Origin of the sequence: Halomonas sp. NPDC076908, from assembly GCF_050269715.1 — a bacterium.
Classification (GTDB): Bacteria; Pseudomonadota; Gammaproteobacteria; order Pseudomonadales; family Halomonadaceae; genus Vreelandella.
Genome location: NZ_JBNNIW010000019.1, coordinates 1 through 11,816, shown reverse-complemented (window position 1 = coordinate 11,816; position 11,816 = coordinate 1). Strand labels below are relative to the sequence as shown.

At 51.8% G+C, this 11,816-nt stretch carries 13 protein-coding genes, 4 tRNA genes and 1 pseudogene; 12 read left to right on the top strand and 6 right to left on the bottom strand.

Annotation, left to right across the window (positions count from 1 at the left end):
* Window positions 1-21: 21 nt before the first annotated feature.
* Window positions 22-372, bottom strand: a complete 351-nt coding sequence (gene grxD / locus ACQKE4_RS12220; RefSeq protein WP_290836489.1) for a Grx4 family monothiol glutaredoxin — start codon at window positions 370-372, stop codon at window positions 22-24.
* Between the two features lie 177 nt (window positions 373-549).
* Between grxD and argF the strand changes: the two genes are divergently transcribed.
* The gene (gene argF, locus ACQKE4_RS12215) at window positions 550-1,470 is read left to right on the top strand and encodes an ornithine carbamoyltransferase (protein ID WP_427388633.1); all 921 of its coding nucleotides are present in this window, start codon (window positions 550-552) and stop codon (window positions 1,468-1,470) included.
* A gap of 77 nt (window positions 1,471-1,547) precedes the next feature.
* On the opposite strand, the gene ACQKE4_RS12210 is transcribed toward argF, so the two are convergent.
* A tRNA-Ala gene (locus ACQKE4_RS12210) sits at window positions 1,548-1,623 on the bottom strand.
* A gap of 189 nt (window positions 1,624-1,812) precedes the next feature.
* Here ACQKE4_RS12210 and uvrY point away from each other — a divergent pair.
* The 7 genes from uvrY (at window position 1,813) to nadB (ending at window position 7,271) form a co-directional block, all read left to right on the top strand.
* Window positions 1,813-2,463: a UvrY/SirA/GacA family response regulator transcription factor gene (uvrY, locus tag ACQKE4_RS12205; protein ID WP_427388632.1), complete on the top strand. Its 651-nt coding sequence runs from the start codon at window positions 1,813-1,815 to the stop codon at window positions 2,461-2,463.
* Window positions 2,464-2,504: 41 nt separating this feature from the next.
* A complete protein-coding gene (gene uvrC, locus ACQKE4_RS12200) occupies window positions 2,505-4,319 on the top strand; it encodes an excinuclease ABC subunit UvrC (protein WP_427388631.1) in 1,815 nt (604 codons plus the stop codon).
* 95 nt (window positions 4,320-4,414) lie between these two features.
* Window positions 4,415-4,963 carry a CDP-diacylglycerol--glycerol-3-phosphate 3-phosphatidyltransferase gene (pgsA, locus tag ACQKE4_RS12195; protein WP_427388710.1) on the top strand — a complete coding sequence of 183 codons (549 nt, stop codon included), beginning with the start codon at window positions 4,415-4,417 and terminating at the stop codon, window positions 4,961-4,963.
* A gap of 84 nt (window positions 4,964-5,047) precedes the next feature.
* A tRNA-Gly gene (locus ACQKE4_RS12190) sits at window positions 5,048-5,122 on the top strand.
* Window positions 5,123-5,214: 92 nt separating this feature from the next.
* Window positions 5,215-5,288 (top strand) — tRNA-Cys (locus tag ACQKE4_RS12185).
* Between the two features lie 74 nt (window positions 5,289-5,362).
* Window positions 5,363-5,449: transfer RNA gene (locus tag ACQKE4_RS12180), tRNA-Leu, on the top strand.
* A gap of 235 nt (window positions 5,450-5,684) precedes the next feature.
* Window positions 5,685-7,271: an L-aspartate oxidase gene (gene nadB, locus ACQKE4_RS12175; protein ID WP_427388629.1), complete on the top strand. Its 1,587-nt coding sequence runs from the start codon at window positions 5,685-5,687 to the stop codon at window positions 7,269-7,271.
* On the opposite strand, the gene ACQKE4_RS12170 is transcribed toward nadB, so the two are convergent.
* Entirely contained in the window at window positions 7,268-7,693 is a 426-nt protein-coding gene (locus ACQKE4_RS12170) for a hypothetical protein (RefSeq protein ID WP_427388627.1), read from the bottom strand. The genes nadB and ACQKE4_RS12170 overlap by 4 nt on opposite strands.
* The gene (locus ACQKE4_RS12165; protein ID WP_427388626.1) at window positions 7,653-7,946 is read right to left on the bottom strand and encodes a succinate dehydrogenase assembly factor 2; all 294 of its coding nucleotides are present in this window, start codon (window positions 7,944-7,946) and stop codon (window positions 7,653-7,655) included. The genes ACQKE4_RS12170 and ACQKE4_RS12165 overlap by 41 nt, the downstream gene beginning before the upstream one ends.
* A 206-nt stretch (window positions 7,947-8,152) precedes the next feature.
* Between ACQKE4_RS12165 and ACQKE4_RS12160 the strand changes: the two genes are divergently transcribed.
* The 3 genes from ACQKE4_RS12160 to lapB all read left to right on the top strand — a co-directional run bounded on the left by ACQKE4_RS12160 (window position 8,153) and on the right by lapB (window position 10,059).
* Window positions 8,153-8,449 (top strand): integration host factor subunit beta, encoded by a 297-nt coding sequence (locus ACQKE4_RS12160; RefSeq protein WP_427388624.1) that lies wholly within the window; start codon window positions 8,153-8,155, stop codon window positions 8,447-8,449.
* 98 nt (window positions 8,450-8,547) lie between these two features.
* On the top strand, window positions 8,548-8,853 hold the full coding sequence (locus ACQKE4_RS12155; RefSeq protein WP_427388622.1) for a lipopolysaccharide assembly protein LapA domain-containing protein: 306 nt from the start codon (window positions 8,548-8,550) through the stop codon (window positions 8,851-8,853).
* A complete protein-coding gene (lapB, locus tag ACQKE4_RS12150; protein WP_427388621.1) occupies window positions 8,854-10,059 on the top strand; it encodes a lipopolysaccharide assembly protein LapB in 1,206 nt (401 codons plus the stop codon). It abuts the gene before it with no gap.
* A gap of 24 nt (window positions 10,060-10,083) precedes the next feature.
* On the opposite strand, the gene pyrF is transcribed toward lapB, so the two are convergent.
* On the bottom strand, window positions 10,084-10,785 hold the full coding sequence (gene pyrF / locus ACQKE4_RS12145) for an orotidine-5'-phosphate decarboxylase (protein WP_427388620.1): 702 nt from the start codon (window positions 10,783-10,785) through the stop codon (window positions 10,084-10,086).
* 275 nt (window positions 10,786-11,060) lie between these two features.
* Between pyrF and ACQKE4_RS12140 the strand changes: the two genes are divergently transcribed.
* The gene (locus tag ACQKE4_RS12140; protein WP_427388709.1) at window positions 11,061-11,342 is read left to right on the top strand and encodes a ComEA family DNA-binding protein; all 282 of its coding nucleotides are present in this window, start codon (window positions 11,061-11,063) and stop codon (window positions 11,340-11,342) included.
* Window positions 11,343-11,529: 187 nt separating this feature from the next.
* On the opposite strand, the pseudogene prpD reads toward ACQKE4_RS12140, so the two are convergent.
* Window positions 11,530-11,816: pseudogene (prpD, locus tag ACQKE4_RS12135) on the bottom strand (2-methylcitrate dehydratase); the annotation flags it as partial.

Genomic DNA, 11,816 nt, shown 5'->3' with positions numbered 1-11,816 from the left:
TATCCTTCGACTGGGTAATGCTTAGGCGTTATCGCCACCTTCCGCCGTACCTGCACGCTGAGCAGCTGCTTTAACTAGCTTTTCCAATTCACCGTTTTGATGCATCTCGACCACGATGTCACAGCCACCAATGAGCTCTCCTTCCACCCACAGTTGCGGAAACGTCGGCCAGTTGGCGATTTTCGGTAGCTCTGTGCGGATATCCGGATTATCCAGAATATTCACAAACGCAAAACGTTCTCCACAGCTCATCAATGCTTGCACAGTTTGGGCAGAAAAACCGCACTGCGGTAGTTGCGGTGATCCCTTCATGTAGATCAGGATCGGATTTTCGCTGATCTGGCGCTGAATGTTTTCGGCTGTTGTGCTCATACAATCTCCTCGCATTTAAATGACCGATGCCTCCCCCGTACTTGACACTGGCTTGAAACAAGTACCTGAGTGAAGCGCTCGGTTTTAACGTGTAGACATTATTCTACGCATGCCGTCCGCGTTGCGCATCCCCTGCGGCATAGCTAGGATAGGGTTTTTGCGCGGAGAGAAGCCCTCATGGCGACACGCCATTTCCTAACCTTGCTAGATTTGACACCGGATGAGCTGGATTATTTAATTCAACGCGCCATTACGATTAAGACCAACCTTAAGGCGCAAGGCCCTGTTTATACGCCATTATCCAACCGAACCCTGGCGATGATTTTTGAGAAATCCTCCACACGCACACGGGTATCGTTTGAAACGGGAATGGCCCAGTTTGGCGGCCATGCGCTGTTTCTCTCCCCCCGCGACACGCAATTAGGTCGCGGCGAACCCATTGAAGACACTGCTCGCGTTTTGTCTGAAATGGTCGACGCCGTGATGATCCGCACCTTTTCACACGCCGGGCTGGAAACTTACGCCAGCGCCAGTAGCGTACCGGTCATTAACGCTTTGAGCGATGATTATCACCCCTGCCAGTTGCTCGCCGACGTGATGACTTGGACTGAGCTACGCGGCAGTGTCAAAGGTCGCACGGCGGTATGGATTGGTGATGGCAATAATATGTGCCACTCGTGGATTAACGCCGCCCGCCAGTTCGACTTTCATCTGCGCATTTGCTGTCCGAAAGGCTACGAGCCCCGTGCCGATATCATGGCTGCCGCGGGCGATCACATCACCCTGCTGCATGCCCCACAGGCAGCGGTGAAAGATGCCGACCTGGTGACCACTGACGTATGGGCCTCTATGGGTCAGGAAGAGGAACAGGCTAAACGTGAGGCCGATTTCGCAGGTTTCCAAGTAACGGAAGCGATGCTTGATCAGGCCCACCAAGACGTCCTCTTCCTCCACTGCCTACCGGCCCATCGTGGCGAAGAGATTAGCCATACGCTGCTCGACGACCCACGCGCTGTGGTTTGGCAGGAAGCTGGCAACCGCTTGCACGCACAGAAAGCACTGATTGAGTTTTTACTGCTTGGCAAAATTACTGCTTAAAACACCAAGTTTTAGCCAAAAAAAAGCCTCGTTTCTAAAACGAGGCTTTTTTCATTACGATCTTTTTTCTAAGATCGTGGTGGAGCCTAGCGGGATCGAACCGCTGACCTCAACACTGCCAGTGTTGCGCTCTCCCAGCTGAGCTAAGGCCCCACATACTGTCTTTTCAACAGCGTGGCGGATACTACGTTGAACATTTACCTCGGTCAAGTTTTTGAACCATCAGCGTTAACTAATTCTCCTTTGTCGTTAGCTGTGGCACTCTATATGCAATGAATAAGATAAAATAGCGTACAAGGCCAACGCCTGAGTCCATGATGTTTCCATGCAGGAGCTTGTCCATTGATCAGTGTACTTATCGCCGATGATCATCATCTAGTAAGAACCAGCATTGCTCACCTGCTAAATGAAGAGTGTGACATTAAAATTGTGGGCGAAGTCGACGACGGCGAAAGCGCAGTAACGCAGTGTCGTCATTTAAAGCCGGACATCGTATTAATGGATATCCGTATGCCTGGTATCGGCGGCCTTGAAGCAACAAGGCGCATTCACCGCACCATGGAAGACGTTAAAGTATTGATTTTGACAGCACATATGGAAGACAGCGTGCTTCGCCGCATGCTGGAAGCAGGTGCCTCCGGGTTCTTAAGCAAAGGCGCGGATGCGGAAGAAATGACAGATGCGATACGCCAGGTTTTCCACGGCAGACGTTATGTGAGTCAAGAGATCGCTCAGCGCCTAGCGCTTTCGCACTTCACCAATGAAGACAATCCATTTAGCCACCTCTCCCATCGTGAGCTACAGATTGCCCTTATGATTGTTAATTGCCAGCGCGTGCAAGATATCTCTGATCGCCTGCACTTAAGCCCAAAGACGGTAAACACCTATCGCTATCGACTCTTTGATAAACTACAGGTTGCCACTGACGTTGAGCTGACTCACTTAGCACTGCGTCACGGGCTGGTCGAGGGGTTTGACGCTACCCAGATATAACCCCCATCTTCCCTGCTATTATCGGGTACCGACACGCTGATATGACCTTTGATTCAAAGCAGTTCCTGAGTTCGGTAAGCACCTCACCGGGTGTTTATCGTATGCTTGATGCACAAAGCAATACACTTTATGTAGGCAAAGCAAAGCGCCTAAAAAACCGCCTTGCCAGTTATTTTCGTGGTCAGTTGAATACCAAAACTCAGGCAATGGTGGGCCGCATTGCCGATGTACAAGTCACTGTTACGCGCACCGAGACGGAAGCGCTTCTGCTTGAACAGACCCTGATTAAACAGCTGCGTCCGCCCTACAATATTTTGCTGCGTGACGACAAATCTTACCCTTTCGTATTTGTCACCGACCGCCATCCTTACCCAGCGCTCGAATACAAACGCGCACGCCAACGCAGTGACGATGGTCGCTATTTAGGTCCTTATCCAAGTAGTGGGGCGGTGCGCGAAAGTCTGGCGTTGATGCAAAAAATATTCCTCATCCGTAATTGTGAAGACAGCGTATTTGCCCACCGTTCGCGGCCCTGTTTGCAGTATCAAATTCAGCGCTGCAGCGCCCCCTGCGTCGGTTATATTTCCGCAGAGGATTACCAACGCGACCTTGAGCACGCAGTGATGTGCCTGGAAGGTAAAAGTGAAAATGTTACCCAGGAACTGATGGAGGCCATGGAAACGGCCAGTAAGGCCCTTCATTTTGAGGAAGCCGCCCGGTTGCGTGACCAGGTGCAGCAATTAAGGCAACTACAGCAGCGCCAATTTGTCGATACGGGTGGCGGCGACGCCGATATGTTTGCCCTCGCCCAGCGGCCAGGCGCTATTGGGGTTTCAATACTAAGCGTACGTGATGGCCGACTATTAGGCGCTCGTCACCACACGCCGAAAAACGATTTAGACCTACCGCCTGAAACACTGCTTACCGAAGTGGTTAGCCAATACTATTTTGGCCAGCCTCATAACGTGCCCAGTGAAGTCATTACCAGCCACCCATTAGATGATAGCGAATTGATTGCCGAGGCCCTCACCCAGCAAGCGGGCAAACGCATTCGGGTGACCTATCAAGTACGCGGCCACCGTGCGCAGTGGCAACAACTCGCGATAACTAACGCCGAGCAACAGTTAGCCTCGCAGCTCGCTAATCAAACGCAGCTTACCCAGCGTTTTACCGCTCTTCAGCAGGCGCTGGGCTTGGCAGAAACGCCTCAACGCTTAGAGTGCTTCGACATTAGCCATAGCCACGGCGAAGCAACGGTTGCATCATGCGTGGTGTTTGATCATCAAGGTCCGCGTAAAAGTGACTACCGCCACTTCCGCATTGAAGGGGTGGCTGCAGGCGATGATTATGCCGCTATGCAACAAGCACTAACACGCCGCCTAAAGCGCGTAAAAAGCGGTGAAGCCGTCGCTCCCGACATCTTAATCGTGGATGGAGGCAAGGGTCAGCTTAATATGGCCCGCGATGTGTTTAACGAGCTTGAAATCACCAATATTATTCTACTCGGTGTCGCGAAAGGCACGACCCGTAAAGCAGGGCTTGAAACACTGTTTTTAGAGACATCAGATAACACGCTTAATTTAGATCCTGCATCCCCTGCCCTGCATTTGATCCAACATATTCGCGATGAATCACACCGCTTTGCCATTGCAGGCCACCGCGCCCAGCGCGACAAGGCAAGACGCACCTCTACGTTGCAGGAGATACCGGGTATTGGTCCAAAACGCCGCCGTGAACTACTGCGTTTTTTTGGTGGTTTACAGGGAGTACAAAAGGCCAGCCGCGATGAACTTGCCCGCGTTCCCGGCATCAATGCAGCGTTAGCCGAAAGTATTTACCGAGTGTTAAACGGATAAACTCCCCCTTGGCATGGATGCCATCGGCCAAGGGGGATAGAATGACCCCACACATTTCGAATCCTCTGATTTTCCAGCAAGGATCGCGCCCTGCGATGAATATACCCAACATATTAACGTTAGCCAGAATAGCCTTCATTCCTCTGTTGGTGGTGCTGTTTTATCTGCCTTTCCACTGGAGTATGCCGGTTGCTGCAGGGCTGTTTGCCTTGGCATCAATCACCGATTGGCTGGACGGCTACCTGGCCCGACGCTGGAACCAATCAACACCTTTTGGGGCGTTCTTAGATCCAGTGGCTGACAAACTCATGGTTGCCGTGGCCCTGGCGCTCCTGATTGAGCGCTTTGACACCATGGTGCTAACGCTTCCTGCGTTAGTCATTATCGGTCGTGAAATTGTCATTTCAGCGCTGCGCGAATGGATGGCGGAGATGGGTAAGCGCGGCATGGTAGCTGTTTCATGGGTGGGTAAGCTGAAAACCGCCCTACAAATGGTCGCGCTGCTAATCTTGCTGGCGCTTCCCCCGACCCACGAGTTTGCAATACTGGGCGTCATCGTTCTTTATGCTGCTGCCATTCTTACGCTGTGGTCAATGATTCAGTACTTAAAAGCCGCTTGGCCGCATCTTAGCCGCTCGATGTAAGCTGCTGATAACACAATAAGGATTCATGGCTAATTCATTGATTGACAACTCGGTGGCGATCCGTATAATTCGCCCTCGAGTCGAGCGGGAATAGCTCAGTGGTAGAGCATCGCCTTGCCAAGGCGAGGGTCGGGAGTTCGAATCTCCTTTCCCGCTCCAAAGCGAAATTGAAGATGAGGTCGTAAGCTGGAACACCAGCCCGGCTGATGGCAGCCCCATCAAATCTCCTTTATCGCTCAGATGACTTTTGAGGCTGGATGGCAGAGTGGTTATGCAGCGGACTGCAACTCCGTGTACGCCGGTTCGATTCCGACTCCAGCCTCCATCTTTGTGCAGCAATGATGTTTTAAAGAACGGTGTTTTAATAACACCTTTTTTGAAACACCAGTGCGATGTTATGCCCGGATGGCGAAATCGGTAGACGCAAGAGACTTAAAATCTCTCGGGGGCAACCCCGTGCCGGTTCAAGTCCGGCTCCGGGCACCATTTCTTGTTTAGCTCTTATGCAGTCTTCGACTGCTTTTTCTGCAACACCCCCCTTTTCTGCGATTAGTGCCACCCCATTTGCGGTTGCCTCAAGGCATCGCTTTTTTATGTTGAAGCATCGCTAAACGCTAAATGCCACGCTATGATGCCTGCTTTCGCTATTCTAGTGCTATGCAGCGCTGGCGATATTTAGGGTTTGTAAGATTTCGTTGAGCATGAAAGAGGAGCGGGCATAATGAGCACGCCAACATCCGATGTACTTATCATTGGCGGCGGCGTTGCAGGGCTCACCCTTGCTCTCGAAATTGCTGATCATAGTTCAGTAACGCTGGTAAGGCCCGCTCAAGACGACCAAGGCGCCAGTCGCTGGGCACAGGGTGGTATTGCCGCTGTACTGTCACCAGATGACAATCTCGAAGCACATATAAACGACACCCTAATTGCCGGTGATGGTCTCTGTAACGCGGAAGCCGTCCGCTTTACCGTCACCCACGGCCCCTCGGCTATTCAGTGGCTGATTGACAAGGGCGTACCTTTCACACCAGAGACAGACCCCACAGCGGACTACCCTTATCACTTAACCCGTGAAGGCGGCCATAATGCCCGCCGCATTATTCACGCCGATGATGCCACTGGCCGCGCCCTAGTGGATACGCTATTAAACAAAGTCGCCCGGCACCCCAACATCACTCAGTACAGTGATCTCACTGTGGTCGGGTTACTACAGGATAACCAAGGCACCTGTTGCGGTGCCTATGGGTGCGACACCCACCAACAGTGGCACTCTCTCACTGCAAGACATACTGTTTTAGCAACGGGTGGGGCAAGCGGCCTTTATCGCCATACGACAACGCCCGCCCCTAGCAGTGGCGAAGGCATGATGATGGCTGCCGAGCTGGGCGCTCGTTTGATGAATCTCGAATTTCAGCAGTTTCACCCGACCTGCCTCTTTGACCCTGAAGGGCCTGCGTTTTTGATTAGCGAGGCGGTTCGCGGTGAAGGTGGGTTCTTACTCAACGAGACTGGCCAACGCTTTATGCCCGGACTAGATAAGCGTGCTGAGCTTGCCCCGCGCGATATCGTGGCCCGTGCCATTGACGCTGAGATACAGCGTGGCACCCTGGGCCATGTCTGGTTGGATATTCGTCATTTAGGCGAAAAAGCCATTCGCCATCACTTCCCCACCATTCTGGCCCACTGTGCCTCTCGCGGCATTGATATCACCAAACAAGCCATCCCGGTTGTGCCTGCTGCCCACTATAGCTGCGGCGGGGTCGCTACTGATCTGAAAGGCGCCACTGATGTCGCTAATCTCTATGCCGTAGGTGAAATTGCCTGCACAGGTTTGCATGGTGCTAACCGTATGGCCAGCAATTCTCTACTGGAGTGCTTAGTCTTTGCGCGCAGCTGTGCCCAGGCATTGTTAGCAAAGACACAGGAGCAGAGCGAATGCTCTCCCATATTTGAATGTCGCCCATCGTTGAGCGGTAGTGCCCCTAAAGCAGCGCTCTCAGATATACGCCAGCGTATGCGGGCGACCATGAGCCAACATGTTTCTATTGTGCGCAGCACAGCAGGGTTAAATACGGCCCTAGAGCAATTAAAAGGGTTGTTAATCACGTTTGAAGAGATAGAAGACGTATTAGTGGACCCAGAAGGAAAACGCTTACAGCAGGCGCTTCAATTAGCGATATTAACGGTGCTTGCCGCACAACGGAGGCATGAGTCACGAGGCCTACACTACACCATTGACTGGCCACAGCAGCAGCCACTGGCAATAGCCTCTCAGCTTTCAGCGAAAGATTTGCCAAAAAAGCGTTAACGCCCAGCACGGTGAAATAATTTTCGCACTTCACGTAGATGCTCCGGGGATGCGCTATCCGGCCAGAGCCATACCCGCTGGCTACCCACATAAAGCCCTATCAACCAAGGCCCCAAGTAGTCACAGCGCACTTGGTGCTGTTCGCTTAACGTTGGCATACTCTTTACCTGCTGCGACTGGCCGCCCAGCGGCTGCCAGTGCGCATAAATAACCGACGCTGTAGAGGTGAGGCAAAGCAGTCCAGAGGGCTGACGCATATAGGCTCGCCAACTAAGACCACCCACCAATAGCATGACCGCTAATACGGCTAGCCCACCCGCCACCCAATGGCCCAGCATCGCCAACCCAATCAATAGCGAGTATTGGGCCAGTAACCAGTACCTAGAGGGTGCGATAAGCAGAATTATCGGTAGTTTCAGCATGATCGACTATCATTTGCACGATGCGCCTCTGACCTGGCTCTTCGGGCCACTCCCGATGCATTAGCCAAACAAATAAATCTTGATCTTCACCTTCAATCAATTGCTGATAAGCCAATTGATCCTCTTCACTGAGTTCATCAAAACGCTGTTCAAGGAACGGAATTAACAGCAGATCTAGCTCCCACATACCGCGTCGGGAGTGCCAGTAAAGCCGTTTGCGCAAAATGGCTGCAGGGCAATTGTCATCGTTCAACGTCAGCCGCTCCAATTATAAAAATGAAAGGCCAGTATACCTAAGCTACGGGGTCGCGCCAGCGCCCTCCTTCGCCTATGCTGTTAATGTGCCTAGAACCTTGTTTTATCTGAATTGTTTTATCCTGAATTGAGCAGTATGCTGAATTCGATGTCATTAAGGTCGAGAGCTTGTTATGACCTTCAATCTTCGCAGGGAGCCAACCGATGACTAAATCAGAATTAATCGAACAAATAGCGATGCGTCAGCCGGAGTTGTCCGCCAAAGATGTTGAAACGGCGGTGCGTATTATCTTGGACGATATGACCGATTCCCTCGCCAGTGGCGGGCGGGTTGAGATCCGAGGCTTCGGCAGTTTTTCATTACATTACCGAGAGCCTCGCGTAGGGCGTAACCCCAAAACAGGTGATGCCGTTGAGCTGGAAGGCAAGTATGTCCCGCACTTCAAGCCTGGCAAGGAGCTACGTGAACAGGTTGATGCTAGTCGAGCGCTTGGCTACTAGACGTAACTATTAGGATATCAGACCCTCTGCGGGATGACGTCGCGCCTTGAGTCGTACACAATAGTGCTACCGTGAATGTCACAGACTAGGAAACTCACATGCGTTGGATCAAAGGGCTGATTCTGGCCGTCATTTTGCTGATAGTAGTGCTGGTAGGTATTTTGTTTGCCGTTAATAATCAGCAGACTATTGCCTTGAATCTCATATGGTTGGAGCTACCAGCTGTTTCGTTTTCCGTCTGGCTTTTAGCGACATTAGTGGTTGGCGTCTTGCTGGGGATGCTCGCTATGCTAGGCGTTTATGTGCGTTTGAAGGCTACCCTGGCACGCAGTCAGCGACATAACAAGCAGCAGCGTAAAGAGCTTGATAGCCTGCGCACCCAGGAGTTCAAGGAACTGGCATAAATGGTGGATGTTGCGCTACTAAGCGTACTGCTGGTCGCCATTGCCATTGGTTACGGGCTAGGCTACCGCCAAGCTCGACGCCACCGACATAGCGCTCAAGCGCCCGCGGCGACGTCGCAGGCGTTATCCCGGGATTACTTTGTCGGGCTTAATTATCTGCTTAATGAGCAGCCCGACGAAGCAATCAACACCTTCATTAATGTGCTGTCGGTCAACAGCGACACCGTTGATACCCACATCGCCCTTGGAAAACTGTTTCGCCTCCGTGGTGAGGCCGACAAAGCCGTTAGCATTCACCAAAATTTGTTAGCGCGCCCTGCCCTTTCGCAATATACCAATGAACAGATTCAGCTAGAACTCGCGCGCGACTTTATGGCGCTGGGCGTCCATGACCGCGCTCAGCGACTGCTCCACACGCTTCTTGAAAGCAGCAGTGATGATAATCACCGCTATGCAGCCAAACAGCTGCTCGTCGATTTGCTTGAGCGTGAAAAAGCGTGGCAGCAGGCACTTGATGTTATTCAACCTCTGTTTAAGCAACATCCCAAGATGCGTCGCCCTGCGGCTCACTGGCTGTGTGAATTGGCCATAGAAGAAATTAACGAAGCCAGCCGGGCGCTGGCCAAAAAGCATCTTAAAAAAGCCCTTCAATTGGACGAAAAATGTGTCCGCGCCAACCTGTTACTGGCTGAGTTAGAAATGGATAACGGTCACTATGCTCGCGCCATTGAAAGACTGGACAGCATTCCACGCCAGGAAACAGCGCATATTCCTACCATGCTGCCAGCCCTAAAGCGGGCATATCGACGTAACGATGATGAAGCGGGCTATGAAGCACATCTTTACCGTCTGCTTGAGCAAGCGCCTTACACCAGTATCATTATTGCATTAGGCCAGCTTGTCCATCATCGGGACGGTGTCGATAAAGCGATTGAATTGATTGGTGAACGCTTACGTGCGGTGCCAAGTTTGGGCGGACTGGATTATTTGATCGACCTGTATATTGAGAGCCAGCGGCTTAGCGGCAAACCATCACCAGATACGCGCCTGTTGCTGCTAAAGCACCACACCGATGCCCTGCTGCTCAACCGCACACGCCACCGCTGCCAACGGTGCGGCTTCGCCAGTGACGCGTTGCAGTGGCAGTGCCCCAGCTGCCGCTACTGGGGAACGATTAAGCCGATCATTGGCGTAGAGGGTGAATAGCGCATGGCCGGGTACAGCCAATTTTCAAATACCGCTTAATTCGGCCTCTATCACCTCAAGCGCTACCATTGGATCTACTGCCTGGGTAACGGGTCGGCCTATTACCAAGTGAGTGCTGCCGGCCTGCATGGCGTCAAAAGGGGTCATGATTCGCTGCTGATCATTTGCTGCTGCAAAGCTTGGCCGAATGCCAGGAGTGACTTTCAAAAATGCCTCACCGCACAGCGCTTTAATCTGTGCCGACTCCTGGGCCGAGCAAACCACACCATGCAGGCCGCTCTGCTCAGTTAGCAGCGCTAAGCGTTCCACATGTTCTGCCAGCGGAGTATTAACCCCTACACTAGCCAAGTCATCCGCTTGCATACTGGTTAACACAGTGACGGCAATTAAGTGGGTAGCCAAGCCATGTTGGTCTAAGCGCTGTACCGCCGCCTCCATCATCTTCTGACCACCGCTCGCATGAACATTCACCATCCATACACCCTGCTCTGCCGCAGCCTGCACCGCACTCGCTACGGTATTGGGAATATCATGAAATTTGAGATCTAAAAATACCTCAAACCCACGCCCATGAAGGGCTTCAAGCACCGCTGGACCACTACGGGTAAACAACTCTTTACCCACTTTAACCCGGCAACGGACAGGATCTAATTGATCCGCCATGCAGAGTGCGGCGTCCAGCGAAGGATAATCTAACGCAATAATCAGTGGGGAATCAGTTGCCACAACAGTACTCCAAATAGGTTTTTGACAAGTATATCAGCCTGCCCTCTGTTATCGCTGCCTTAAGATGTAAGCCTTTTGCCATACCTCTATAGCTAAAAACTTACAAATACTGTCGTAGATCACTTACAGAATCATTCAGGTTATAAAGTTAAGTTAACAGTGCTGCGACGTTCACTTTGCTCAGACTTAACGCCTGATGTGGCGCACCTCTCACTGCTGGAACTCGCGCATGTACCTTTATTACCAACCGTCATTAAAGGATCTCGAAAATGAAAATGAAAATGACACTTAAAGGAATGCTGGCTGCGGTCCTACTTAGCGTTAGTTTAGGTTTTTCCAGTGGCGTTCTGGCGCAAGACATGGCACCCATCAATGTGAACACTGCAGATGCTGAACTATTGGCCGAACTACCTGGCATTGGTCCAAGTAGAGCCGAAGCGATCATTGAAGAGCGTGAAACAAACGGTGCTTTTGAAAACGCTGACGACCTCACCCGAGTTAGCGGTATTGGGAATGCCACTGTGGACCGTATGCGAGATCAGGTAACATTTGAATAGCCATCTTTGAAGGATCACCTTTCAAGAATCAGGTGAGAAGCGACAATCGTCGCGAGCTGAAGCCACCTCCCACTGGTGTAGCTGTCAGACTGGCAGGAATGATTCCACACCAGTGAGGAGGGATCTTTCTGTAAACACAACAACACCCGGTAGTGCTTATGCGCACCGGGTGTTGTTTATGCCCGCTTTAAATCATCCATAAATCCATAAATTTGTGTACCGGCACCGCCTCAAGCACTGTCTGATGGCTGCACAGTTCTGCGATTTTTTGACTGTGACTTGACGGAAACCGAGTGGCTAAATGGCGCTCAAATTTATCGACTAATAGCGGCACTCCTTCTTCCCGGCGACGGCGATGGCCCACAGGGTACTCTACTGCTGCGTATTCCGCCCTATCGTGACCGCCCATTCCGTTTGAACGTGACCGTCTGTTCTGGATGATGGTGACCGCGCATTCCGTTTTATCGTGACCGA

Excerpts from the sequence above, each read along its gene's own strand:
- grxD (WP_290836489.1), bottom strand. The coding sequence starts at position 372 with ATGAGCACAACAGCCGAAAACATTCAGCGCCAGATCAGCGAAAATCCG.
- argF (WP_427388633.1), top strand. The coding sequence starts at position 550 with ATGGCGACACGCCATTTCCTAACCTTGCTAGATTTGACACCGGATGAG.
- uvrC (WP_427388631.1), top strand. The coding sequence starts at position 2,505 with ATGACCTTTGATTCAAAGCAGTTCCTGAGTTCGGTAAGCACCTCACCG.
- pgsA (WP_427388710.1), top strand. The coding sequence starts at position 4,415 with ATGAATATACCCAACATATTAACGTTAGCCAGAATAGCCTTCATTCCT.
- nadB (WP_427388629.1), top strand. The coding sequence starts at position 5,685 with ATGAGCACGCCAACATCCGATGTACTTATCATTGGCGGCGGCGTTGCA.
- ACQKE4_RS12170 (WP_427388627.1), bottom strand. The coding sequence starts at position 7,693 with ATGCTGAAACTACCGATAATTCTGCTTATCGCACCCTCTAGGTACTGG.
- ACQKE4_RS12160 (WP_427388624.1), top strand. The coding sequence starts at position 8,153 with ATGACTAAATCAGAATTAATCGAACAAATAGCGATGCGTCAGCCGGAG.
- ACQKE4_RS12155 (WP_427388622.1), top strand. The coding sequence starts at position 8,548 with ATGCGTTGGATCAAAGGGCTGATTCTGGCCGTCATTTTGCTGATAGTA.
- lapB (WP_427388621.1), top strand. The coding sequence starts at position 8,854 with ATGGTGGATGTTGCGCTACTAAGCGTACTGCTGGTCGCCATTGCCATT.
- ACQKE4_RS12140 (WP_427388709.1), top strand. The coding sequence starts at position 11,061 with ATGAAAATGACACTTAAAGGAATGCTGGCTGCGGTCCTACTTAGCGTT.